Source organism: Algoriphagus litoralis, from assembly GCF_003259255.1.
Taxonomy (GTDB): Bacteria; Bacteroidota; Bacteroidia; order Cytophagales; family Cyclobacteriaceae; genus Algoriphagus; species Algoriphagus litoralis.
The window spans coordinates 55,134-80,326 of sequence record NZ_QGOL01000014.1; the positions used below are offsets into that span (position 1 = coordinate 55,134).

The window sequence follows — 25,193 nt, forward strand, 5'->3', positions numbered from 1 at the left end:
CATATCAAAACGAATTTGTAATTCGCGAAAAATAATCAATTGGATCAGATTTAGCCAATTGAAAATTGGTTAGAATATTAGAGTGTAATTGCAAACTACACCCAGCGTCCCGAGGACCTTCAAAGCAATTGCCCAACTGAGCGTAGTCTACCTTTTCTCGATTTGTGCCCCCCACCTGAGTGTAGTTTGACGTCGGCCTGAGCGTAGTTTGCAACTACGCTCGACTATCAAAACGAATTTGTAATTCGCCTACAATCAATAATCAAAGAAAATTAAGCCAATTTCAAATTGGTCAGAATATTTGGGTGTAGTTGCAAACTACACCCAGCGTCTCGAGGAATTTCAAAGTAAAAGCCAATAGTGGTCTTTGCAATTTGATGATCAAAACGTAAATTTCTTTTATGGGCGAAGCATACCAGATCAGAGATCAAGAAATGCCTTATTTTTTGACTTTTCAAGTCGTTGGTTGGGCTGATGTTTTTACAAGAAAAACCTATCGTGATTTCATTCTTGAAAACCTTACTTTTTCCCGAAAAGAGAAAGGTTTGTATCTGTATGGCTATGTGATCATGAGTAACCACATGCATTTGGTAGTTCAGCAAAAGGATGGAAAATTATCGGATTGGGTACGGGATTTCAAGAAGTTTACTAGCAAGAATTTGTTGAAATTGATCCTAGAAAATCCATAGGAAATCGATCATGGCCCATTGTAACAAATCGAGAAATGATAATAATCCATGCGAGATTCCATGTGGCCTTAAAGAAAAAATATAAACACATGAAAGCAGAAAAGAATGGCTAAAGATGATCTTTGAATATCATGCTGAATTCAATAAGCGATCAGGTGATTTACAGTTTTGGACTCATAAAAATCATGCAATAGAACTATTCAAAACAGAAATGATTGAAAGTCGAATGACTTATATTCATGAAAATCCAGTTAGAGCTGAAATGGTAGAAAAGCCTGAAGATTATCTTTATTCTAGCGCAAGGAATTACTCGGGTTTGAAAGGATTAATTGATGTGGATTATTGGTGATATTTAGTCAAAAGCCAATTGAAAATTGGTCAGGATATTAGGGGTGTAGTTTCAAACTACTCTCAGCGTACCGGAGATATTTATTCTGACAATAGTGAAGACTTCAGCGAATTTCGAGAAGTTCAAACCACTGTTTGACTCCATTGAATCAAGTTTGAGGTATTAAACCTAGCTCCGAATGCCCGCCGTCTCCAAGCTGAATCGCGTTGCCTGTAATTTTAATACATCCATACAAAGTAAAATTCATTGACTTTTAACAGAAAAAATAAGACAAGAAAAAAATCTACAGGATTTAGACTTACGCCACTTGTTCAAGTGATCGGAGGAATCGGGCTTTTGATCACACTTTACATTGGCTATCGTGCTTCAATAAGTGATAGGAGATTGTTCTCTGTAAGTCTAGTGGCACTTTTTGCTGGATTACTTTTTGAAAGTATTAGGGTTTCGAACAGTTGGAAAACTGTCGCAGGAATTTTTGCAGGATCCTACCTATGCAGTTTAATGGCCTTCCTGCCCGGAAAAAGTGAACAAGTTTATAATTTTGAAAACCACATTGAGATGTGGCCCTATTTCTTCATTATATTTTTCGCTTTAATTTTTGGAATTGCGTACAAAGACAGAGTAACTGCAAAACTTACAGAAGGTGTTACACTCCTACTGTCACTTTCATTGGTGTACTGGACTATCGACTATGGTTTTACAAACTACCATAATTGGTTGGTATATACCTTGCTGGCAATCGCACTCGCACTGACCATTTTTTCAACAATTAATGCATTGACAGACATACACTTATCAAGAACAACACGGTTGACTTTGAGTATATGGAGCACCGTTATACTGTTTGCCTTCGCCATTGACAATATTATCATGGTATTTAACAATCCAGATATTGAAAGCACATACCTCTATGACGGATTGTATATAGGACTTCAATTTTTCTTATTAGGGGTTTCAGCGGTCTACATCATGCAAAACTATATGCTTCTTGCCGCATTTATTCCCAGTAAAAATGGCAATTACTTAAATGACCTAAAAGAAAATAATAAGGTCCACATCGATAGGTTTTCCGACGAACAAGTTTTCACAGGGCATTCCATACTCTGTATTCTTTATACCGGAACTTTTTATGGACTAAATTACCAATACGAAATTCTGCCAAGGCATACTATGATATGGTTAGTACTTTTTACTTTTCCAATGTTTTTACGATTATTTGACGTGGTAGTGCTTGGAAGAAAATACTATAGGTAACACCATACTTTTTTCATCCTAAATACAGCTTTTCCAACTTTTGATCTAATTCCCCACCTGCTTAGTCTAGGTTTTCTCGATCTGTAAACAAAAGAGCACCGCCTTGGACATCCAGCAAACAACACCCAGCGTCGGGGGATGGATTTAAACCTTACCCATCTATCCAACTCAGTGCAGGGCTATAGGAGCCTAGAAATACCCAAAAAAACCAAAAGCCTCGTCTCTTCCGAAACGAGGCTTTTTTGCTTTAGGTCCCCAGGTGAAGTTCCAAATCCAATTGGTTTTCGACCTTGATCAGCCCTCCAAATTTGCTGGGAGGCTCCAGCTTCAGCAGTTCAAAGTTGAGAATCAGATTGGCACTCATGCCTTCTTTGTTTTTTTCCAGCAGCAGATCTGGGAATTCCAATTTTTGACCAACCAAGTCTAAAACCATACTGCAATACATTTTGCCTGATTTTAGTCTGAAGTTTGACACAGTCACCAAAGCATTTGGATATTCATTGGCTTTGAGTGTGGATCTGAAGTCATTATTGAGTAGGAAATTTCCGCAGGAAAAGCTTTTCACCGGGATCTTGAAGACCAATTTTTTATTACTTCCTCCGCCGTTTAACTTCAGCGTATCCATCATGCCTACCCGGGTGAAATCACAGTTGAACTTGCCCAGTGAAGTATATCCACTTACCTGAACTCTCTGATCGGTGATGATCACTTCGCTCTTTTCCTGAGGGATCGAGGAGAAGAAAAACAGGATCATGAGGAGGATGACTTGCATGGCCTTTTTTGGATTAGAACCCGATCACACCTTCGATCATCAAGCCATTGAACTTGCCGCCATTTCGGATATCCGATGCTGCAAAGCCTTTGTAATTCTGGGTGACATACTCCAGCTTGGCTAGGATATTTCTGGAGATAAACCAGCCTCCGCCGATCTGTGTTCTGTCGATGGTGATGTCCAGTCCGCTGCCGGCCAGTTTGCCTTCCACCTGATTGTATCGGCCGGCGATGTAGAATTTTTCATCTGAGCCAAATCTATAGACCAGATCAGCACCCAGTTGGTTCCACTTACGGTCTTCGGTTTCATTCGCTGCTTTTCCTTTGGATTGCTCAATGGTACCAAATAGCTCCAGTCCTTTGAACTTGATGAAAGGATTGATGACTGTAGCGGTGATATTGTCGGTTTGGCCCGGATTGATTCTGCCTGAGGTGAAATTGGCAGAGGTGCTCGCCAAGGTATTCTCCATCACCAAGTAATATCTGGAACCTGCACGGTCTCCTCCGTAGAGGGTGTTTCTGGCGGATCCCGAAGTGGTATAGATAGATCCGGTCAAACGCACTCTAAAGTCATCAGACAGCTGCTTGTCGTAGCCTACTTTACCCAAAAGCGATATTTTTCGCTTATCGGGGCTGGTGACACCACCTTGGATTTCTCCTCCGGTCAAACCACCTACGATCAGGAATCCATTACTCTGGAAAGTCAAGTCTCCACCAACCTCGGTAGCAAAAGCATCCATGATGTAATTGCCAACAAAAGGATTGTACATCGCGTTGCCATTGTCAGTTCTGCGGAAGTGTGAATCCCCGTAGTTGATCTCCATGTGACCTACACGGAGCGTCAGGTACTTGGAAAACCACTCCGGATTGCCCAAAAATGGAAGCTTGTCAAACTGCAGGTAGCCGCCCTTTACCCAAGATTCCGGATGGTGTCTGGATGACAAATAGGTAATCAGATTCAATCGGACCCCATCCATCAGTTCCACGTCAATATTCAGGTTGGCAGTAGCCAGGTTACTTCCAGATCCAATCTCGATCAATTCATTGACATTGACGCCGTTTGCGTTTAGGACTTCGGAGGCGGTATTCTCATGGCTCAAACTCTGAAGTTGCTGGGTGAAGTGTCCCCCGATTCTGACCTTTACCCCTTCGAATGCTACGGTGTCTGCTTTTCCGGTTTCAAAAATATTGACGCCTCGCTTATCGTAAGATCTCCAATATTGAACATCTCGCTGTAATCCCTGAGCCAAGCCTGTGGCAGAGATTCCCGCAGCCAGTACTGCGGACATTAGGTACTTTTTCATAGAAATTTGGATTATAGGGTGGGTTGAAATGTTGATTTGAAAGAAAGTGTAATCTCATCTTCGGTTTTGACGGTGCCCAAAAGTGCAGTGGGCGGTGTCACAGAGAAAGTGGTCAAGCGCGTATCAAGACTGCCTTCGAAAGTGATCTTATTGCCGGCCGAACTCATTTTCACCGGAAAGCTCACGGGTTTGGTCACGCCGGCGATAGTCAGATCGCCTTTGGCTGACAGGCTGGTTCCTTGACCGGTCAATTCCCGCAGCACAAATCGGATTTCCTTATTTTTATCTGTATTCAGCGCCTTATAGGCATTGGAATCCAATCCTTTGGTACCGCTTTTGAGTGTCTCGGCAGCCAGACTCACATTTAAAGTTTTGACGGTTTTGAATTGTCCGTTTTCCAGGACAAAAACGCCCTCACCCTTGCCTGTAGCTGAGATCATTTCCCAGTCATGGAGGGTCGAGCCTCCCGAAACCTTGAACATGGGAGAACCTGAAAGGACATAATTGGTCTGTGCATTCCCGGTCACAGAGCCAAACAAGAGCACCGCTACTAGGGAGAAAAAGAGTCGGAAATCAGTAAATCGTATCATCTTTTTGTTTGATTTGATGATACTAAGCTCCGCATACCTGGGCGCTATTAAGCTGACCAAAATCAGGAAATAGGATGATTGATAGCAGATGAAAAAATGACTTTTTGAAACTTTGTACTGAAAACACTGAATTCAATCACTATTTCAGAATATTTTATTATATAATATTGTTTTAAAAAAAATAATATATCGAAAATAGAAATCTGGCAAACTAAAAATTCTAAGCTACCTAAAACCCTGCCCTGAGCTACATAAAAAACTAGGCAAATCTGGCTCAGGTTAATGACTAATGGAATTGTTTTTCTGGACTTTAGCTGAGCTTTGGTACTCAATCCTTCTTACCGAAAACCAAATAATGCTGGATTTTCATAAACTGACCATTCTGTACGAGTTCAAATCCATTGGCTGAAAGTTCCTTTTCCACCTGCTTCACGGTCATCTTATGGAGCGGTTTGATCGCGACAGCAGGATCCTCCCCTCGGTATTCAATAAGGAGAAGCTTTCCACCAGGCTTGAGTGATTTTCGTATGGCTGCAAGCATTTCCACAGGGTATTCCAATTCATGGTACACATCGACCATGATCACGAGATCTATGGAATTGTCAGGAAGGTTAGGAGTGGTCTCGGTTCCTTTTACTGCACTGACATTTTCGAAGCCCAGTTGCTCACTTCGGGCTTGCAAAAATTGGATCGCCTCATCTTGGATCTCCACCGCATAGACTTTTCCGTCGGGAACTTTTGGAGCAATCCGGAAGGTGTAATAGCCCGACCCGGCACCTAAATCTGCCACCACACTTGACTTAGTAATGGGAAGATTTTCGATGGCCAAAGAGACGCTTTCCTCCTGCTCACGACTCCGGCGCTCCAGCCAATCCTTACCCTGAAATCCCATCACAAAGGAAATCTCCCGACCCATATAGACCTTACCGATTCCGTCCAGGGAAGGCGTTTTATATTCGTAGGGAGAGTCGGTGGTTTTGGATCTGGTCTGCGCTTGACAAGCACTGGCAAGAAGAAAACTCAAACAAATCAGCAGCAGGATCGAAGGGTTTTTCATCGGAATCTTTTAGAGTTAAACAGGAGAAATCGGGGGTTGTTTTATTTTTTTTCGCTCAGGAAACCACTAGCGATCGGCTACATCCAACTCACAAAAACCTAAGTCAATTTGGCCCCAAATGATGGTACGCTATTTGACAACGTATGGAGGAGAATCAGAGCCTTTTCGATTTTGTTTAACGTTCAATTCTTCACTTTTTCGAATCGATGCCCGGTATAGTTTTTTGATCATCTTGGGCTGAGAAAGCACCTAATTTCAATCAATTCTTTTGGAAAAAAAAACTCCGATAAACCCCTGATTTTTAAAGATGTTATAACTTTTCAATTCAATTTATCATTTCAATATTTTTCATTTTTTGAAACTCAGAATATTATTTGGTTTGCTAAAATTTTTATGAGTTGACCCTTGGAATGATTAGGCAGATCAATCCAAATCATGAGGCAGAAAAATCAGGGCAAAACCGCTAAAAAAGAAAATTTTTAGATTAATCTAAAATTCAAAATTCCCTAGTTTTTCTCCATTCCCTCTAGGAATCCAGGCTTCAATTTCATCTCCCGATCGAATAGCAGCGCGTAGTTTTTCCGACCTCTGACCGGCCAGTTGTTTAGCCAACTTCTGCCATCGTGAAGCCCCCAAAAAGTGACTCGGGTGATCTTATCCGAATGCTTTCTGAACAGTTGAAAAATCGAAACATAACGGGCTACAAGCTCCTCCTCTACTTCTGTTGGGATTCCGTTTTTGTAAGGATTCCATTCGGCTGATTCTGCAAAATTGATATTTAGATCTGCTCCTTGAGAATTGTTTGGCCGGGGCAAAACATCCACATCCAATTCCGTCACGTGCACCTCAAATCCTGCGGCATGAATGTCCACAATTGCCTGCTCTATCATTTCCAAGCCCGGGGAATTGAGCCGATAATGCCCCTGCATTCCGATGCCATCGATTCGGATTCCTTCGGCTCGAAGTTCCTTCGCAAGGGTTAAGATCGCCTTGCGTTTTTCGGGAATCCAGACGTTGTAATCATTGTAGTACAACGCAGCCTCAGGATCTGCCTCGTGGGCTTTGCGAAATGCAGCTTTGATGAAGTCTGGGCCAATGGTGGAATACCATTTCGTCTTTCTCCAAGTACCGTCATCCTCGAATGCCTCATTGACCACATCCCATCCATCTATCTTGCCTTTGTATCGGCCTACCACGGTAGAAATATGATCTTCCATTCGTGCTATCAAAGCTACAGCGCCCAGTGGCTCACCCGATGCATCCTGAAATACCCAAGCCGGGGTCTGCTGATGCCAGACCAAGGTATGTCCAATCGTGAATGCCCCCATCTTTTCTCCCAAAGCAACATATGCATCTCCGAACTCAAATCGGTACTCCCCTTCCTTAGGATGGATAGGCCCCCATTTCAGGCCATTTTCAGGACTGATCGAACTGAAATGTAAATTCAAGAGGGAATCAGCACCTGCTTCTGTTCCCATCACCTGTGCGGGATTGACTGCAGCACCGATGAAAAAATATTTTTGAAATGTATCCTTGAGACCACTGGGTGTCTCTTGTTGGAATCCGAGATAAAATGGGAAAAGCAGGGATAAGAAAGTCAGTTTTTTCATGTCCCAAACTACCTCCTTTTGACCGGAATCAGAAGTACGCCTGGATCAAAATTCGTTGATTATCACCAGCGGACCATTTTTCCAAGTTCTGCTTTGGTAAACGCTAGCTCGGTATATCCCATCGCATAGGGTCCAATTTCGTAGGGGACATAGATTACCCAGAATTTATCATCCTTGAACCCTATTGCATTGGCCAAGAAAAAACCGGTTTCCGGAAGGAAAAAGCGACCATCCTCGGCCAAACTCACCCCTTCTTCGACTTCATGAAATTGCGCGAATTTTTGCTCCGCGAGGCTAGATACGCCCTTTTGGTCTAAAATCACTCGATCTGTACTCAATGCTTCCCCAGTCATGGGGTCAAAATTCAAAAAGTTCACCATGCTGTTGGGATGTGCACCACCCATGAAATTAAACTGGGTAAAATAGATGCTGAGCGTGCTGTCTGACTGGTAAGCGAGTTCTCCCGTGGCCTCTATTTCCCATCCTCCATATGAATCTGGAAATTCTCTCTTGAACTCCTCAAAGGATCTGAAATACTGGGCAATCATGGTATCCAAAGGAGCAATATCTTCCCCTGTCTGCATCAGGAAGCTCATCTGCTCATCGATTGCCTCATTGATTTTGTCTGCAGTCCTAGCTCCCGAGGCTACTGGCCAGGAAAGCTTCAGCTTAGCACAATTCTCCCCCACGCAGGTTTCTCTTTCCAAGGTTTCTGTACGGAAAGAAAGTACTGTTTCTTCCTCCTCAGCCAAATTATCAGGCTTGGTGGCGCATGAACTTAAAGAAAGGACAAAGAGAAAAATGGCTAGATTTCGCATAGATTATTTTTGAAAGAAAAGCTGCAATAAGGTCTTGGCTAATTTACTCGGATTGAGTTCGCCTTTTTGAACTTTCGCCCTTCTGTCCAGTAGCATCTTTTGTACCAAAGAATCCTTGAGAAAAGCCTGACCCAACAGAAACTGAATCTGGTCATCCAGCCAGTTTAACCGTTGTGCGGCCCGATTTGATTCCCAAAAACCGTTACCTTTCATCTGAGACTCGTAGTTCTCAATCCTTTGCCAAATCTCCCGCAGTCCCGATCCAGATGTCGAGGATGCCAGTTGCACTTTTGGGGACCAGTGTTTTTCTCCTAAGGGAAAAAGATGAAGGGCATTCTCATAGGCGACTTTTGCTTTTTTGGCAGGTTCAATATTTTCACCATCGGCTTTGGTGATGACCAATGCATCTGCCATTTCCATGATTCCCTTTTTGATCCCCTGAAGCTCATCTCCCGCACCTGCCAGCATCAGGAGGAGGAAGAAGTCCACCATATTTTTGACTGCAGTTTCACTTTGGCCTACACCGACAGTTTCGACCAAAATCACATCGAATCCAGCCGCCTCACAGAGAAGCATCGCTTCCCGGGTTCTGCCACTTACTCCACCTAGCGCTGCACCCGATGGACTAGGCCGGATAAAGGCTCGCTTATCCGCGGAGAGGGTTTCCATTCGGGTCTTGTCGCCCAAAATACTTCCTTTGGTCAGTTGACTGCTCGGGTCAATCGCTAGGACAGCTACCTTCTTCCCCTGATCCAGGAGCAATTTTCCAAAAGCCTCGATGAATGTGCTTTTGCCAACTCCCGGCACCCCGGTGATTCCGATTCGGATGGATTTTCCAGTTTCGGTGATCAAAGACTGGACAAGTTCGGAGGCCAAATCCTGATCAGACTCCAGCGTACTTTCCACCAAAGTGATCGCCTGACTCAAAACCACTCGGTTTCCCGAGCGGATTCCTTCTTTGAATTCTGCCAAATCAAGTCTCTTTTTCATCGGTTCAAATAGTGGAATCGGCTTTCTCCCATGGGTGTCTTTTCGTATTCTGCCATGAGAAATTCCCCATATTCAGTGGAAAAGTAGGGCTCAGTCGGAGAAAGTTCAATCGGTTGGGAAAGCTTTTCGGAGAAAAAGAACACCAAGGTCTTGCCGTATTTGGTGTGAGGCAGCGCATCCGCATATTCCTTCATCCAATCAGATTCCGTATCCAAAACCCGCACCGCGTAAATCCTAAGAACAGGTCCGGTATTGTTTTCATTTCTGTAAAATCCGATCTCTTCGTACTTGCCCTCAAATCGCTCCAATCCGGGCTGAGAAAAGCTGGAATTTACGATCTGAAACAGCACCACCAGTACGATCACTCCGATCAAATAGATAATCAGTTTATTCCTTTTCAAAAACTTTGGCGGGTTTACGAGGTTTAGACCTTAATTTAGCCTAAAATTCTGACAATGACTTTCGAGTACGTCAAGGCACTTCACATCATTTTCGTAGTCACTTGGTTTGCAGGGCTTTTCTATATCGTCCGATTATTCATCTACCAAACTGAGGCGCTCCAAAAACCAGAATTGGAACGAAGCATTCTCAAGCCTCAGCTTGATCTCATGGCCAGCCGACTATGGTACATCATCACTTGGCCGTCTGCGGTTCTGACTTTGATTTTCGGAACTTGGGTTCTCAGCTATCGATGGGGATATATGGAATTGGGGTTCATGCATGCCAAGCTTGGGTTTGTGTTTTTGCTTTACATCTATCACGGCTTTTGCCATGTTCTTTTCAAAGAACTGCAAGCCGGAAAAAGCCGCTGGACATCAACTCAGCTCCGAATTTGGAACGAAGCCTCCACTATTTTGCTTTTTGCTATAGTATTCCTCATCGTTTTGAAAAGCACATTGAGCATGGCTTGGGGAGTATTGGGATTGATAGGCTTATCAGTCACCCTGATGCTCGGAATACGGCTTTACAAAAAATATAGACTCAAAAAAGAAAAATGAAGATTACCAACTTAATAGTTATTCTTGCTTTGCTGATTGGAATTTCTTGCAAAACCGAATCTGAAAACACTTCCTCAGCTGAATTGCCGATTTTAGGTGAACGGTATGTCGATGACAATCAGGACACCGTCTACCATGAAATCGCGGATTTTGCATTCGTCAATCAAATCGGTGATACCATCACGGATGCTGATGTAGAAGGTAAAATCTACGTGGCGGATTTTTTCTTTACCAGCTGCCCCACGATCTGCCCGATCATGAAAAAAGAGATGCTGCGTGTCTATGAAAAATACCAGGACCAGCCAAACTTCAAGATTCTCAGCCACTCCATCGATCCGACTCACGACACGCAGGAAGTGTTGAAAGACTACGCTGAAAAGCTCGGCGTAGTGGATGCTTCGACTTGGAATTTCCTTACCGGGGATCAGGAAAAAATCTTCGAAATAGGCCAGACGAGCTACCTGACCACGGCGATGGCAGATCAAATGGAACCCGGAGGATTTTTGCACAGCGGTGCATTTGTCTTGGTAGATGGTAAGGGTAGAATTCGTGGGGTATACGACGGCACCAAGTCAGATCAGGTAGACCGGCTTCTGGCAGACATACCCAAATTGCTTAATCCATGAGAAAATTCACCTTAGCAGTGCTGGGTTTATTGATTTTTTCCTGCGCTCCCAAATCATCAAATGAAGAAAATACCCTCTCGCAAATCAGCGATCCTGAGGTGATGAAGTTTGCAATAGCTGGCAAAACACTGTACGAAAACTACTGCGGAAATTGCCATCAGTCAGACGGGAAGGGTCTCGGCAAGCTGATTCCTCCACTTCGGGACGCGGATTATTTCAAGGAAAGTGTCCATCGTACGGTCTGGATTATCCGACATGGGCAAAAAGGCGAAATAACCGTGAATGGCGAAAAATACAACCAAGCCATGCCTGCCAACCCAAATCTAAAGCCTCTGGAAATCGCTCAAATCTCCACTTATCTATACAATATCTGGGGAATGAATGAAGGAGTGATCACCTCCTCCACAGTAGAAGAATACCTGAGAACTGCTCCAGAAAATTATTAATCTTTAAGTAGCGAATCAGCTTTGCTGAGGGCTGATTTCATCTGTTGATTCACTTCTGTGACGGACACCATCTGCTCCTCCAAATAGGCCTTCACTTCCTCAGGATTCCGCTCGCCGTCCTCGGTTTCATACTGACGCATCCAGACAAACATCGCTTCATAGGCTTGATCCAACTCCATGGCCAGGGCTTTCATTTCTTCAACCTTGGCGGTATTCGTAGAATCCATCGCTTCAAATTCCTCCGCTTTTTGCAATGCCTTTTTCTCAAAGGATTTTAATTGACCCATTTTGGGCATCACTTCATCATGGACTGCAATGATCTCAGTTCGGCTTGCGTCATTCAGATCTTTTTGGTTGGGACCGCATCCTTTGAGCATTAGGACAAGGTTAAAAATCAAACAAATACGTACTATTTTTATCAATTTCATTTCAAACAAATTAATGGTTCAATTTTTTCTTGGGATAATTAAATAAACAGACTAAAAATAGACTAATGCAAAATTATAGGAATTGGTGCTAATTTTAGGAGATAATTCAATTATTATGAAACCATTCTGCTTTGCTGACGGGACCATTGTTCCTACTGAATCCGCCACACTTCATCCTATGGACCTGGGATTGATCCGAGGCTATGGAATTTTTGATTTTTTTCGGACTGTGGATTATACGCCACTTTTCTTGGAGCATTACCTTGATAGATTCATCGCTTCGGCTGAAAGGACCTTTTTGCCTTTGCCTTACTCCCGAGCCCAACTGAGTGAAATCATTTCGGTATTGATAGAAAAAAATGATCTGAAAAGTGGTGGATTGAGAATGGTTTTGAGCGGAGGCGTGTCTGAAAACCACTTTTCCCCAGCAGAAGGAAAACTGTTCATTTTCGCAGAATCGCTTTCACTGCCTTCCGAAGAAAAGTACCGACAAGGCATCAAGCTTCTCACCTTGGAATATGTCCGACCTATCGCTGAAATCAAAACTACCAACTACACACTACCTGTCTGGCACAGTGTAAACTGGAAAAAACTGGGTGCTGAAGATGTCCTCTACCACTGGAATGGCTGGGTGAGTGAAAGCTCGCGAAGTAATTTTTTCATGGTTAAAAACGGGGTACTTCATTCTCCGGATCAGCATATTCTTTTGGGCATTACCCGAAAACATATCTTGGAACTGGTGCCCAACGCGGTGATCCGGCCGATTTCACTGGAGGAGGTATGGGACGCCGATGAGGCATTTATCAGCAGCACGACCAAAGTCCTGCTTCCCGTTACTCAACTGGATGATCGAAAAATAGGAAATGGCATACCGGGTCCCGTGACGATGGATATTTTGGAAAGATTCAGAGTTTTGGAAAAAGAAACCGTAGCATAAACTGAAAAAAGCTCCATTCGGAGCTTTTTCTATTTATTCCAGAATCAATCTGGCATCCTTGAGAATGTACATCAGCTTCTCGGGGTCAGTTGCATTCAAGGTGAGCTTTCCCCTTACTTTCACCCGCTTGGAGGTGTACTTGATCGGACTGGCCATCATCACCTCCATCACCGTCTCAGGACCTCCTGAACCGCAGAAAAAACATTCAGCCAAAGGCAAACTGGACAGAATAATATGCTCGGGCTTAAACATCCCCTCGAAAGGAATGATATACCCATCGGCTTCCACTTCTTTGCCCTCTAGCTTCTTGATCTGGTCGGAGAAAACCGGCACATACAATTCTCCAAACTGATCTTCGCTGATTTTATAGGATACCTCAGCCAGACTTTTCCAAACTCCCTGGGCTTTGGCAGCCGTAGTCAGAATACTCAGAGAAAAGATCGCAATCAGAATTACACTGTATTTTTTCATAATCACTATTCAATTTGAACCGCTAATTAAGCCTTTGTCAGCTGCTTTGCAATGCTTGTTTGATAAGCAGACCATGCAGGAATGATCGAAGCCATCACTCCTACCCCTAACGCATATCCTATGATCCAAAGTTCTTCTTTGAGAAAAATCCATGGCTGGATGGCAGAAACTATATTTTGGTCACCTGAAGTCACCAACAACCAAAGAAAAACATGCCCGAGTGCGATTCCCAAAACTGCGCCAAGAAACGTCAGCATCACTCCTTCCAGAAAAATCAAGACCAGTAACTGGCCTCGAGAAGCACCAATTGCCCTAAGGATGGCCAAATCATATTTTCGCTCCTTCAGTGAATTATACAGCGCGATGAAGATGCCCAAGCCTGCAATACCAATCAACACCAAAGCCAAACCCTGAAGCAGGCTAATGCCTACTCCCAACAATTCAAATAGTCTGGACATCTCAAAAGAAGGCGATGCTGCCTGCATGGAAGTGCCTGAATTGATCATTCGGGGCAGTTGAACAGCAGCGATGGGATTTCGATATTGCAAAAGTAGCGTCGTCACTTCTCGGTCCTGCTCAGTAACCGGAAAACCGGTTTTTGCCACAGGTGCATGGAATTTCGCGTGATCGTCATGTCCTTCTTCGGCATGATCGGCATGTGTTTCGGCTATCGGATCCTCTGAGGATACCGCCACAGAATCTGGCGCGGAGGCAACTTCTTCCTCCTCTCCTTCTTCATCATGTGAATACCAAACTGACTCAATGCTCGTCAAAATCAAGCGATCAACGACATTCCCTCTTGGTTCCAAAATCCCCGCTACCACAAAATTATGATCATCGTGATCATGACTTCCTTCGCTGATTCCATGGCTGGAAACGAATTCATCTCCAAGCTTTAGCTTGAGTTTACCCGCAATCTCAGCGCCCAAAACCACTTCAAATGGAACGTCCCAGGCTTTCCCTTCGGCAAATCCAACTTCGTATAATTCCAAGTAATCGTGATTGGTACCCACGATGCGAAAGCCTTGGTAATTATCGCCCAAAGCTAGTGGGATTACTTTTTTGACCAGTCTGTTTCGGGTCAGTTTCTGGGCGTCTTCCATTTTGATATTTCCCGTAGGAAAATCCACATGATAGACGGATGAAAGAATCAATTGCAGGGGACTGCCTTTGGCTCCGACGACCAGATCAATCCCAGCCGCATCCTGATTCATCTTTTTCTCAAATTGATCCTGAATCAAAAGCAACACCGTAATAATCGCCAAACCCAAGGCAAGCAAAAAGACATTCAAGCCCGTCGAAAGTGGTCTAAAAGTCAGGTATTTCCAGCTGATCTTGAATAAGTTCATGAGGCTTTAACTTCAATAAAATTTGATACCTGATTCTTTACCCGCTGGTCATGGGTGACGATGATAAGCGCTGCGCCAATTTTAGCTGCTTGAGATTTCAGCAAAGCAATCACGTTCTCGGTGTTTTCATCATCCAAACTCGAAGTAGGTTCATCGGCCAGGATTAGTTTAGGGCTGTTGGCTAAGGCTCTGGCGATGGACACGCGCTGGGCCTCCCCCTCGCTGAGCGTCATCACCGCTGCTTTTGCTTTGGAGCTGATACCCAGATCAAGAAGTAATTGAGGAATATCCTGGCCCTTCTTTTTGCTGAAAAAATGTGCCAATTCTAAATTTTGCTGCACATTCAGCGCTGCGATCAAGTGTGGTTTTTGGAATACTATCCCAATATTTTTCCCTCGGAAAAGGTCCATTTTCTGACCTGAAATAGTAGAAAGGCGGACGCCATCGAGGACTACCCCACCTTGATTGGGCCTGAGCAATCCTGCCAAAAGATTCAATAGCGTGGTTTTGCCACTACCTGACTTGCCCAGAATCAATAAAGATTCTCCTGAGTCAAGGCTGAAGTCTGGAAAAACAATCGAACGCTGCCCAGGATGTGCGTATTGCAGTGATTTTACTTCAACTAACATGCTTATTTTACCGGAATGGTCACGTGGAATACGGTTCCTTTATCCACTTCACTTTCAAATGAAATATCACCTTTGAGCACTTCCAAACATTTTTTTACAATCGATAGCCCGAGTCCGGACCCTTCGATAATTCCCACGTTTTTGGCACGAAAAAACCGGTCAAAAAGTTTGCTTTGTTCGGACTTTGGGATCCCGATTCCTTTGTCTGAAATCACTGCGTGAAGACTATTATCCGCATAGGTCAATTTAAATCCTACTTGCTTGCCCTCTTTGGAGTATTTCACTGCGTTGGAAAGTAGATTTTCAAAAACCTGATAGAGAAGCTCTGGGTCAGAAGTGATGGTTTTGGGAAGGTCTCCGATTTCAGATTTGATGACGACGTCGTTTTCGATTCCCGCATTGACTGTATCGAGTACTTCTTTGACGAAAGCGCCTGAGAAAATCTTCTTGGGTTTGAACTCCAGCTTGTTTTCATCGGATTTCCCAAAAAAGAGCACGCTGGTGAGCAGGTTATTCAATGCTCTGACCGAATTTTCGATTTTGAAGGCGTGCTTGGTGATCTTCTGCTTGAAAGGATGATCTTTTTCTGCATAGATCTGCAGCAGTTGGGCAGAGCTCAGGATAGAGGTCAGCGGGGTTTTGAAGCCATGGGAGACATTGAGTACGATTCGGGATTTCAACTCATTGATTTCTCGCTCCTTTTCCAGCGCTTTGGTGAGTTCTTTATTAGCCTCGTACAGTTCAGCGGTCCGTTGCTTCACCTTTTCTTCTAGTTCATTATTGAGCTTTTGGAGTTCTTTTTCTTTCCTGTCTTTGAATATGGCCAGTTCAATCACCATATTCAATTCCCTGATATTGAAGGGCTTGATCACATAGGCACTTGGATTGGTTCCGACGACTTTGTTGAGCGTCTCTGCATCTGAACTGGCGCTGAGGTAGACTACTGGAATATCATATTTTTCATTGATGATCTCGGTGGTTTTAATCCCATCAAGTTCCCCGGCCAGGTTGATGTCCATCATCACGATATCAGCCATATTTTCAGCCAAAATCTCAATGGCTTTCTCTCCAGTGTCGGCAATTCCGATGATATGATGTGCGTTTTTTTCAAGCGCCCGCTGTAGCAAAAGCGCCGAAACGGAATCGTCCTCGACTATGAGAATTTTCAGTGTAAACATGAGCTGAATCTGGGTTGGGGGTTGTAGTTTGGAATTTTGAAATTACAAAAATTACTGGTTGGGTAATGGGATTTCGACTATAACCCGGGTTCCTGAGTTTTTGGTGCTTTGCACCTCTATTTTCCCATCAAGAAGCTGAATCAAATTTCTGGTGATACTCAAGCCAAGACCGGTGCCTTCGAAAAGCCGGTCATTCCCTTTACTTTCCTGCTCAAAGGGCTCAAACATAATCTCTTGAAAACTATCCGACATACCCACTCCGCTGTCTGTCACTTCTAGGATAAGTTGGTTTGCAACCCTATCACAGGTAACTGTGACGAGCCCTTTCTCGGTATATTTTATCGAATTGCTCACGATGTTATTGACGATCATTTCCACAAATCTCCGATCAATCCTGGCATGAAAGTCAGGCGCCAAAAATCTAAAAACCAATACCAGCCCTTTCCGCTCTGCTGCAGAAGCCAGCGGCTTTATGATCGTCTCGAGGAAACTTTTGACAGGAGTATCCAAATATTCCACGGGCATTTTGTTGGCTTCAATTTTAGCCAGATTCAAAAGGGAAGTGATGGTACTAAGCAGTCTTTCCCCGCTTTGAAGGATGATGTCCAATTGGGAGACGAGTTGCTCATCCTCCTTATGGTTCATGATGATGTGTTCCGCACCTCCGATGATGCCATTCAGCGGAGTCCTGATCTCATGACTGAGATTGGACAGCAGACTGGATTTGAACCGATTGGCCTGTTCGGCTTTTTCTTTGGCTTCTTTCAGTGTGTTTTGGACATTTTTCTGTGCAGAGATATCCTTGAATACTGACAGCACCAAACTTTTGCCCTGCGCATCTTGGTCCAACATCACTGAGTAGACCTCCATCTCCAGAGGCCCAGTCTTCCATTCGATTTTGGTTTCTATGGATATTCCCTGTCCTGGAGACTTTCGAACGCGGTTTAGCAAGGTATTGAGATAGAATCGCTCGGTTGTTTCAGAGTTGAAAAGAACTGAAAGGGGCTGATTTTCCAGCTTACTGATTGGGCATTGCATCATTTGGGCAAAAGCCGGGTTGACCGTGAGGATTTTTTCACCTTCAAGCGTGAGTAGCATTCCATCCTGTGAGCTCTTCCATACATTTTTGAATTGCTGCTCAGCAATAACCTTGTTTTTGTTTTCCTGAGCCACGGCTGATTGAAGGATACCAAGATTCTGCAATTGTCTAAAAAACACGTTGATCAAAATTCCCAGAGCCAGAAGAAAAACCACGGAGAAAATAATGAACCACGGCCGCAGGTAAAAGGGCCTCAAAATCTCAAATTCGGTAGACTGAAACAAAGGAGAGTACTCCTGTCCGTCATAGGACGTCTTCAGTTCCAGCCGAAATCTGCCAGAGGGAAGGTTGGAGAAAAACAACTGGGTAGATTGGGGATCCCTGATCACTTCCCATTCCCCGTCTTCACCCTCCTTGATGAGTCGATAATGAATCCAAAGTTCTTTGGATTCATTGAATCCAGGTGCGAAAAATTCCACCTGCAGCGAATTCTCATTGTAGGGTACACTGACTTCTTCTGAATTCAAAATCTCCCTGTTTCCGATCTTCATAGACCTAACATAGGCCTTGGGTGCCCCAGCGGCAAAAAATGTCTCTTCTGGAAAATAAATCGAAAGGCCCTTGATCGTACCGATCAGTATGCGTCCTGATGAAGCCTCCATCAGCGCGCCACGGTTTATTTCGTTACCTATCAACCCATTCGATTCATTAAATTGAATGGCTTTTCCGTTTTTAATCACAAAAACCCCCTGATCAGTGCCCGCCCAGATGCTTCCTTCTCTGTCCCGCATCAGGGAATAAACCGGCCGGGTAATCGATCTTCCATCAAATTGGTAATAGGCAACAGAATCCCCGCTGTAGACCTTCAGACCATACTCAGTACCCAAGAGGATGCGTCCGTCTTCGAGTTCGAGGAAATCAAATCCTTCAGCCAGAAGGTAGCGAGAGGTTTCTATGACCGGATATTGATTTTCTAATCTACTTGCTCTAATGACAGCTAGCTTGCCGTTGGACAACTTACCTGATTTTCTAAAATAAGGTTTGACTTCCCCCAATAATCCGACTATTTCTGAAGTGAGCTCTTTTTCAAAAAAGGCTGAAGGACCTGAGTCAAGTGAAGCAATGAAAATTCGACTTGGTGTGGTAATTAATAGACTATCTTCTACTGCCTTTACGGCAGACACATTGATCCCGTCAGGCGGTGTAATGAATTCTATTCTATCGGATCCGATTTGGATTTTGCCGATACCTTTGAAATTTGCGGAAGCCCAGATTCGCCCATTTTTATCTTTTGAGAAATTAATAATCCGCTCGGCAGGTTCTCTGGAATCAGTCTTACCCCGATGAATGGTCTTGACATCAAAGCGGGTCATTTTTTGGATCCCATTATTGAAACCCAAATAAAATTGCCCCTCGTCCACTTCTACTGCAGCGGTGACTTCCTCGGAGAGAAACGCCTGCATCTCCATGCCATAGTTCTGAAAAACCTGGGAATTATTGACCCCAAATCCCCTGCTGGTCCCTACCCATAGTAGCCCCTCCCGATCTACAAAAGCAGTCTGAATATAAACCGAATGGAAAAGTGTATAGAGATCAATTAGAACCGAATTGGGTCTGGAAGGATTTAATTTTTTGAGGTGAGAATTGTAATGGTAGAAGACATTCTGACCACTAAAAACTAACGAGAAGTAATTGCCCTCTCCAAAATTTTCATATGAAAAGCCTTGATCTATAATCTTCAAAGGAAATTCGGCCGCCGGACCGGTAGCTAAATACCCCTTTCCCAAAAAATAATATTCACCACTCGGAGCCTGCTTCACCAGAACCGGGGAAGATGGCAGAGGAATCCCCCTGAACTTATATGGGATCAGCTGGTCATCCTTCAGTTCAAAGGTTCCAGTATTGAAAATCAACAAGGCCTTCCCCGCCACCTCTAATACAGCAATCAGAGGTCCGGCATCCATTTCTTCTCGATTGATTTTCACTTTCTTTGACTCCCCATATTTCCAGAATACCAGGTCTTTCCCAGTTTCTAGGAAGAAAAATTTATTGGGAGATTTGCCGATACTGAATAATTGGATTTTCGAAGAAAAATAAGTTTTCAAACTATCAGGAAACTGGAGCTCAGCCCAGGTATCTTCCTGTTGCTCTAACACGGTGGGTATCCCATTGGCATTGTATATCCAGAGTAAGCCATCCTCATCCTTTAGCATAGCGATTCGGTAAACAAACCTTCTTGTGAGGGTGTCGGGCAATTCATGGGTCTCTATTCCATCAGAATATTGTACTCCCTGACTGGTCGAAAACCACATTCGCCCTAAGGTGTCCTGCTCTATCTGAATTACATTTTGGACCTTGAGTTTTACTCCTTTAGGTTGAGTATTGAACTTGAAATTCTGGGCAGTGACTCCACTACAGATCAAAAAAAGACCCGACAGCAAAATGATACCAAGTGGATGACGCCAAAGCATAGCTCGAAAATAGGAAAAGATTCCGGTCACCAAATTCCATGGAGATTGTTTCGCTTTTCTTTTGTCAGCGGGCGGTTTCTCTTATTTTTGTGCCAAACTTAAAAAATCGAAGCATGAGTGTACTAGTCAATAAAAATTCCAAAGTGATCGTACAGGGATTCACAGGGTCTGAGGGCTCTTTTCACGCCCAGCAAATGATCGAATACGGAACCAACGTCGTGGGTGGTGTAACCCCAGGCAAAGGCGGCTCCTCCCATTTGGAAAGACCTGTTTTCAATTCTGTCGAAGAAGCGGTTCAAGTGACAGGAGCTGATGTTTCCATTATTTTTGTACCACCTGCATTCGCTGCGGATGCCATCATGGAAGCTGCGGACGCCGGAATCAAAGTCATCATTACCATCACGGAAGGTATTCCGGTAGCGGACATGATGACGGCTAAGCCTTATATCAAAGAAAGAGGCTGTGTGCTCATCGGTCCAAACTGTCCAGGTGTCATCACTCCAGGCGAGGCCAAAGTGGGAATCATGCCGGGCTTTGTTTTCAGACCAGGAAGAATTGGTATCGTATCTAAGTCGGGAACCTTAACCTATGAAGCTGCAGATCAAGTTGCAAAAGCAGGCTTAGGCGTATCTACTGCAATCGGAATCGGCGGTGACCCAATCATTGGTACTTCTACCAAGCAAGCTGTAGAAATGCTGATGAATGATCCAGAAACAGATGCTATCGTCATGATCGGCGAAATCGGCGGTAACTATGAAGCTGAAGCAGCTAAATGGATTCGCGAAAACGGCAATAAAAAGCCTGTGGTAGGATTCATCGCGGGACAGACAGCACCTCCTGGCCGTAGGATGGGCCATGCTGGAGCTATCATCGGTGGAGCTGATGATACAGCAGCTGCCAAAATCAGAATCATGAAAGAAAACGGAATCCATGTAGCAGAATCTCCGGCTGAGATCGGAGCTGTGATGGCTAGAGTACTTGGCGTGTCGGTATAAATTCCACTTCAAGCTTTTGCAATAATTCAATAACCTGCCTCGAATGAAAATTCGGGGCAGGTTTGTTTTGGGACTGCAGTAAAGCAACCCAGTTTTTGTAATTTAAAATCATGGAGACCTCAGGCACCTTCCTTTCGGATCAATTTTACACCAAAAGTGTGCGTGATCTTCATTTCCGGCATTTGAGAATGGCCCGGCACAGTGATCCAGTCCACGAATGTGCTGCACTGATGAAAAAGGAAAAAGTCAGTTGCCTATTCATCGGCAATTCTCCTCAGGAAATCTCCGGATACATCACCGACATCACCTTAAGAGACCGACTGCTAGCGGAGAGACTCCCTTCCGAACTTCCAGTATCCCAGATCATGGAATTTGACATGGTGAGCATCCATCCTGACACTAGCCTGACCGAAGCCTTGATATTAATGTTTCAGACCAAATCCAGGTACCTACTGGTAAAGGAAAATGATGCATTTGTAGGATGGATCAGCCGGACCAAGATCCTTACTGAGCAAAGTCAGGGACCATTTATGTTTATCCAATCAGTCAAGGAAGCCAGACAAATTCCTGAATTGCAACAGAAATGGGCAAGAATGCCAGAGATCATCCACATCCTGAGCACTAGGGGGATGAAAGCAGGATTGATCAATCAGATCATAACTACCGTCGCTGACACCATTACTCAGCGTGTCATTGAGCGAGTGATGAAGGATTTGGGACCTGCACCTGCCAAGTTTGTTTTTTTTGTTTTGGGAAGCGAAGGCAGAGGGGAACTTACCCTCAAAACCGATCAAGATAATGCCCTCATCTATGAAGACAAGGCGAATGAACACCGAGAAGAAGTACGCACCTACTTTTTAGACTTTGCCACCCGGGTCTCTACTGCTCTGGATCAGATCGGAATTGTGTTTTGCTCCGGTGAACTCATGGCAATGAATCCCAAATGGACCCATTCCCTTTCCCATTGGAAGCGGAACTACGATACCTGGATTTCGGATGCTTCTCAGGAGACTGCGATGAACTACTCTACTTTTTTTGATTGCAGGGCGATCTATGGCGAATTTTCACTTTTGGATGAGCTTAAAGATTACATGGGCCAATTAGTGGAAGAGGCCCCGGAACGGTTTTTCATCAACCTGGGATACAATGCGCTCCAATACGAGCCCCCTCTGACTTTTTTCAGGAGAATCAAAACCGAAGAAATCGACGGAGAGAAGCAACTGAACCTCAAACAAACCATGAGGCCAATTGTGGATTTGGCTCGAGTGTATGCACTGAAGCATAAAATTTTCCAAACCAATACCAATGAACGAATCAATCAATTGCGGGAAAAAGGGGTTTTTTCGGAAAAAGAAGCCGTAGAGCTCATTCACGCATTTGAATATCTAATGAGTATGAGGCTGGAAAATCAGGCAGCCTATATCATGGAAAAAAATCAAAAACCCAAAAATTACCTCAAGGTAAACTCACTGACCAAAGTACAACAAGTCACCCTGATTGAAATTTTTAAAGTTATTGAAGAATTCCAATCCAGAATCAAGTTATCCTTTACTCGCAGCTTATAATTTTCTGATTTTTGAAATACTTTTATAAATTTTTTATAAAAGTTGTTTTTTATTAATTAAAGTTTTTTAATTTTGTTCAAACAAATAAATTGCGGTTGAGGGAGATTAAAATTTGATATTCGCTAAGTAAAAATCTTATTTTCGAATTTTTATTTGGCCAAATTCAATTTCTATCCTTCCAAAACTTGGATTTATGTCTGTTTCAAAACAATAAATCTTACACAACCTAATCTGTCTCTTCAGTATGCTCAGTAAGTACCCACTCTCCGAAGTTGAAAAAGCCTTCTTGGCGGAATCCGGAGTTGACAAGATCTCGACCCTGATCCCTTATCTTACCGTAGACAATTTCCCCAAGCTAGGATTGCTTACCGCCTGCCGATTCTTGGAATGGGCCGCTGCCAATCCTGAGGGAGTCATCAGCCTACCGACCGGAAAAACACCGGAATTTTTCATCAAGTGGACTCAATTTTTACTCGAAAACTGGGACTCTAAAAAAGGCAAAGAAGTACGGGAAAAATACGGATTGGGCGCTACCAAAAAACCGGTACTAAAGGATCTCACTTTTGTACAGATTGATGAATTTTACCCTATTTCGTCTTCACAGCACAACAGCTTTTTCGACTACGTCAATAAATTTTACATCAATGGCTTTGGGCTTTCCAAGGAAAAAGCAATTCTGATCAATTCGGATGAAATCCCTTTAGCCAACGGCCTTCATTTCAAGCAAGTATTTCCTGATTTGAAAGTTGATCTTTCGCTTAGATTCCGTGACCCAATCAATGACCTGGAGAAGCTTCAACAGCAATCGATCTACATGATTGACCAATGGTGCGGAGAATATGAGCAGCGCATCAGAGATCGTGGTGGGATCGGATTTTTCTTGGGAGGCATCGGACCTGACGGACACATTGCCTTCAATACCCGAGGCTCACACTTGTTCTCTGTGACTCGACTGACGGACACCAACTTTGAAACACAGGCTGTAGCAGCAGGTGATTTGGGTGGAATCGAAGTTTCCTCTAACCGTCTCGTGATCACCATCGGTCTGGAAACAATAGTTTACAATCCAGAAGCGGTCGGAATCATCATTGCAGCAGGAGAGGCGAAAGCCGGAATCGTAAAAGATTCCCTGGAGACCAAAATGAACAATGTCTATCCTGCTACTGTCCTACAGAAGCTTAAAAACGGTCGATTCTATCTGACCAAAGGTGCAGCTGTCAAGCTCACAGACTCCATGGACGCCTATTATCAAAAAGGCGAATGGACCTTTGAAAAGACTGAGCGCGCAGTCATAGAGCTTTGTAAAAAACTCAACAAATACGGTCACCGGATCAAAATCGAAGACCTCAAAGCTGACAAATATACCAAGCTCATTCCGGGGCTCTCTGAGGACACCGTCAATCAAGTGATGAAAAGTACCGAGGCGAAGTTGGCCAAAGGACTGGAGCAGGAGAGCAATGAAGTATTGCTCCACACCGGACCGCACCACGATGACATTTCCTTGGGCATTCTTCCTCACATCACCAATCAGCTGAGCGAGCCAACCAATGAGGCACACTTCTCGGTACTCACCTCGGGATTTACAGCGGTGACCAACTCATTCGTCATTGATACCCTGCAGCACACCAAAAAGCTCCTGGATGAAGGCAAGATTCAAATGGTCAACTTCGAAGACTTCTTTGAGGTGGGATACAGCCTGAAAACTGATAAAGATGTCTACCACTTCCTAACCAATGTAGCCTCCGAAAATCCCGATGCACGCAAGCGAGGACTTTGCCACCGCGTAGTCAGAGCCCTAGTCATCGTCTATGGAGTCAAAAACAAAACACAACTCCGAGAGACGATCAATGATGTCATCAGCATCTTGAAGAATTCGTACGACGGGGAGAAAAACCCTTCCAAAATTCAAAAACTCAAAGGCATGATCCGTGAGTTTGAGGAGGAGTTGGTATGGGCTCACTTCGGAGTACAGGTCAAAAATGTACATCACCTTCGCCTTGGTTTTTACACAGGGGATATCTTCACTGAGCAGCCGGACAAGACACGTGACGTAGAACCGATCGTAGAAATGTTCAGAAAAATCAAACCAACGAAGATTAGTTTAACGCTCGATCCGGAAGGTTCAGGTCCTGACACCCATTACAAAGTACTTCAGGCAACTGCAGAGGCTGTAAAAAAATGGGGCGAAGAGCATGACACGAGCAATCTAAGGATACTTGGTTATCGTAATGTTTGGTTCAAATTTGAACCGCATGAAGCCAATGTGATTGTGCCAGTGTCGCTAGGAGACATGTCAGTCATGGAAGATTCTTTCTCCAATTGTTACCTGAGCCAGGTCAATGCCTCTTTCCCAAGCTATTCTCACAACGGGAAATTCAGTACTGTTGCAAAACGGACTTGGGTAGGACAATTGAACGACATACAGCTTTTGCTTGGGAAAAATTACTTCTACCTCCACGAACGAGCCAAAGTAAGAGCAAGTCACGGTCTTATTTTCTTCCGTGACATGAATGTGGAAGAGTTTTTGGCCACTGCTCGTGAACTTGAAAAATCCATCGAAGGAATGCTTTAAGCCTTCTTTCTAAACTAGAAAAACCTCAGAAAGCGGTCAGGATTGTCTTGGCGGCTT

Annotated in this window: 23 protein-coding genes; 9 read left to right on the top strand and 14 right to left on the bottom strand. The window is 44.0% G+C overall.

The genetic code is table 11. From position 1 onward, the window contains the following. Positions 1 to 401 precede the first annotated feature (401 nt). Both DK188_RS21730 and DK188_RS16620 read left to right on the top strand, forming a co-directional pair. Positions 402 to 689: a transposase gene (locus tag DK188_RS21730; RefSeq protein ID WP_232825756.1), complete on the top strand. Its 288-nt coding sequence runs from the start codon at positions 402 to 404 to the stop codon at positions 687 to 689. Positions 690 to 1,284: 595 nt separating this feature from the next. Continuing rightward, complete coding sequence (locus DK188_RS16620) at positions 1,285 to 2,292, top strand: hypothetical protein (protein WP_111671967.1); 1,008 nt, start codon at positions 1,285 to 1,287, stop codon at positions 2,290 to 2,292. Between the two features lie 247 nt (positions 2,293 to 2,539). Here DK188_RS16620 and DK188_RS16625 read toward each other — a convergent pair whose 3' ends face one another. The 8 genes from DK188_RS16625 to DK188_RS16665 form a co-directional block, all read right to left on the bottom strand. Continuing rightward, the gene (locus tag DK188_RS16625) at positions 2,540 to 3,064 is read right to left on the bottom strand and encodes a hypothetical protein (protein WP_111671968.1); all 525 of its coding nucleotides are present in this window, start codon (positions 3,062 to 3,064) and stop codon (positions 2,540 to 2,542) included. A gap of 13 nt (positions 3,065 to 3,077) precedes the next feature. Next, on the bottom strand, positions 3,078 to 4,367 hold the full coding sequence (locus DK188_RS16630) for a hypothetical protein (RefSeq protein WP_111671969.1): 1,290 nt from the start codon (positions 4,365 to 4,367) through the stop codon (positions 3,078 to 3,080). Between the two features lie 11 nt (positions 4,368 to 4,378). Next, positions 4,379 to 4,957, bottom strand: a complete 579-nt coding sequence (locus DK188_RS16635) for a YceI family protein (protein ID WP_111672088.1) — start codon at positions 4,955 to 4,957, stop codon at positions 4,379 to 4,381. Positions 4,958 to 5,285: 328 nt separating this feature from the next. Further along, positions 5,286 to 6,014 (bottom strand): class I SAM-dependent methyltransferase, encoded by a 729-nt coding sequence (locus tag DK188_RS16645; RefSeq protein ID WP_111671971.1) that lies wholly within the window; start codon positions 6,012 to 6,014, stop codon positions 5,286 to 5,288. 506 nt (positions 6,015 to 6,520) lie between these two features. Next, entirely contained in the window at positions 6,521 to 7,624 is a 1,104-nt protein-coding gene (locus DK188_RS16650; RefSeq protein WP_111671972.1) for an endo-1,4-beta-xylanase, read from the bottom strand. Between the two features lie 62 nt (positions 7,625 to 7,686). Then, positions 7,687 to 8,442 carry a DUF3298 and DUF4163 domain-containing protein gene (locus tag DK188_RS16655; RefSeq protein WP_111671973.1) on the bottom strand — a complete coding sequence of 252 codons (756 nt, stop codon included), beginning with the start codon at positions 8,440 to 8,442 and terminating at the stop codon, positions 7,687 to 7,689. A 3-nt stretch (positions 8,443 to 8,445) separates the two neighbouring features. Beyond that, the gene (meaB, locus tag DK188_RS16660) at positions 8,446 to 9,432 is read right to left on the bottom strand and encodes a methylmalonyl Co-A mutase-associated GTPase MeaB (protein ID WP_111671974.1); all 987 of its coding nucleotides are present in this window, start codon (positions 9,430 to 9,432) and stop codon (positions 8,446 to 8,448) included. Next, a complete protein-coding gene (locus DK188_RS16665) occupies positions 9,429 to 9,833 on the bottom strand; it encodes a hypothetical protein (RefSeq protein WP_111671975.1) in 405 nt (134 codons plus the stop codon). The genes meaB and DK188_RS16665 overlap by 4 nt, the downstream gene beginning before the upstream one ends. 54 nt (positions 9,834 to 9,887) lie before the next feature. On the opposite strand from DK188_RS16665, the gene DK188_RS16670 reads away from it, so the two are divergent. The 3 genes from DK188_RS16670 to DK188_RS16680 are packed head-to-tail and all read left to right on the top strand — an operon-like array spanning position 9,888 to position 11,502. Then, positions 9,888 to 10,430, top strand: a complete 543-nt coding sequence (locus DK188_RS16670) for a CopD family protein (protein WP_111671976.1) — start codon at positions 9,888 to 9,890, stop codon at positions 10,428 to 10,430. Further along, complete coding sequence (locus DK188_RS16675; RefSeq protein WP_111671977.1) at positions 10,427 to 11,056, top strand: SCO family protein; 630 nt, start codon at positions 10,427 to 10,429, stop codon at positions 11,054 to 11,056. Before DK188_RS16670 ends, DK188_RS16675 begins: the two co-directional genes overlap by 4 nt. Continuing rightward, positions 11,053 to 11,502: a c-type cytochrome gene (locus tag DK188_RS16680; protein WP_111671978.1), complete on the top strand. Its 450-nt coding sequence runs from the start codon at positions 11,053 to 11,055 to the stop codon at positions 11,500 to 11,502. Before DK188_RS16675 ends, DK188_RS16680 begins: the two co-directional genes overlap by 4 nt. Here the strand turns inward: DK188_RS16680 and DK188_RS16685 are convergent. After that, positions 11,499 to 11,879, bottom strand: coding sequence for a hypothetical protein (locus DK188_RS16685; RefSeq protein WP_111671979.1), 381 nt, complete (start codon positions 11,877 to 11,879; stop codon positions 11,499 to 11,501). The genes DK188_RS16680 and DK188_RS16685 overlap by 4 nt on opposite strands. A gap of 166 nt (positions 11,880 to 12,045) precedes the next feature. Between DK188_RS16685 and DK188_RS16690 the strand changes: the two genes are divergently transcribed. Further along, on the top strand, positions 12,046 to 12,867 hold the full coding sequence (locus tag DK188_RS16690) for an aminotransferase class IV (protein ID WP_111671980.1): 822 nt from the start codon (positions 12,046 to 12,048) through the stop codon (positions 12,865 to 12,867). Positions 12,868 to 12,900: 33 nt separating this feature from the next. Here the strand turns inward: DK188_RS16690 and DK188_RS16695 are convergent, their stop codons facing one another. The 5 genes from DK188_RS16695 to DK188_RS16715 are packed head-to-tail and all read right to left on the bottom strand — an operon-like array spanning position 12,901 to position 20,004. Beyond that, positions 12,901 to 13,338, bottom strand: a complete 438-nt coding sequence (locus DK188_RS16695; protein ID WP_111671981.1) for a hypothetical protein — start codon at positions 13,336 to 13,338, stop codon at positions 12,901 to 12,903. 26 nt (positions 13,339 to 13,364) lie between these two features. Next, a complete protein-coding gene (locus DK188_RS16700) occupies positions 13,365 to 14,687 on the bottom strand; it encodes an ABC transporter permease (RefSeq protein ID WP_111671982.1) in 1,323 nt (440 codons plus the stop codon). Beyond that, positions 14,684 to 15,316, bottom strand: a complete 633-nt coding sequence (locus DK188_RS16705; protein WP_111671983.1) for an ATP-binding cassette domain-containing protein — start codon at positions 15,314 to 15,316, stop codon at positions 14,684 to 14,686. Before DK188_RS16705 ends, DK188_RS16700 begins: the two co-directional genes overlap by 4 nt. Positions 15,317 to 15,318: 2 nt before the next feature. Further along, positions 15,319 to 16,494, bottom strand: coding sequence for a hybrid sensor histidine kinase/response regulator (locus DK188_RS16710; protein ID WP_111671984.1), 1,176 nt, complete (start codon positions 16,492 to 16,494; stop codon positions 15,319 to 15,321). A 51-nt stretch (positions 16,495 to 16,545) separates the two neighbouring features. Beyond that, positions 16,546 to 20,004, bottom strand: coding sequence for a sensor histidine kinase (locus tag DK188_RS16715; protein ID WP_111671985.1), 3,459 nt, complete (start codon positions 20,002 to 20,004; stop codon positions 16,546 to 16,548). 113 nt (positions 20,005 to 20,117) lie between these two features. Between DK188_RS16715 and sucD the strand changes: the two genes are divergently transcribed. The 3 genes from sucD to DK188_RS16730 all read left to right on the top strand — a co-directional run bounded on the left by sucD (position 20,118) and on the right by DK188_RS16730 (position 25,136). Then, positions 20,118 to 20,999, top strand: a complete 882-nt coding sequence (gene sucD / locus DK188_RS16720; protein WP_111671986.1) for a succinate--CoA ligase subunit alpha — start codon at positions 20,118 to 20,120, stop codon at positions 20,997 to 20,999. A gap of 110 nt (positions 21,000 to 21,109) precedes the next feature. Next, positions 21,110 to 22,564: a DUF294 nucleotidyltransferase-like domain-containing protein gene (locus tag DK188_RS16725; protein WP_111671987.1), complete on the top strand. Its 1,455-nt coding sequence runs from the start codon at positions 21,110 to 21,112 to the stop codon at positions 22,562 to 22,564. Between the two features lie 244 nt (positions 22,565 to 22,808). Beyond that, the gene (locus DK188_RS16730; protein WP_111671988.1) at positions 22,809 to 25,136 is read left to right on the top strand and encodes a PIG-L family deacetylase; all 2,328 of its coding nucleotides are present in this window, start codon (positions 22,809 to 22,811) and stop codon (positions 25,134 to 25,136) included. The last annotated feature ends 57 nt before the right edge of the window (positions 25,137 to 25,193 follow it).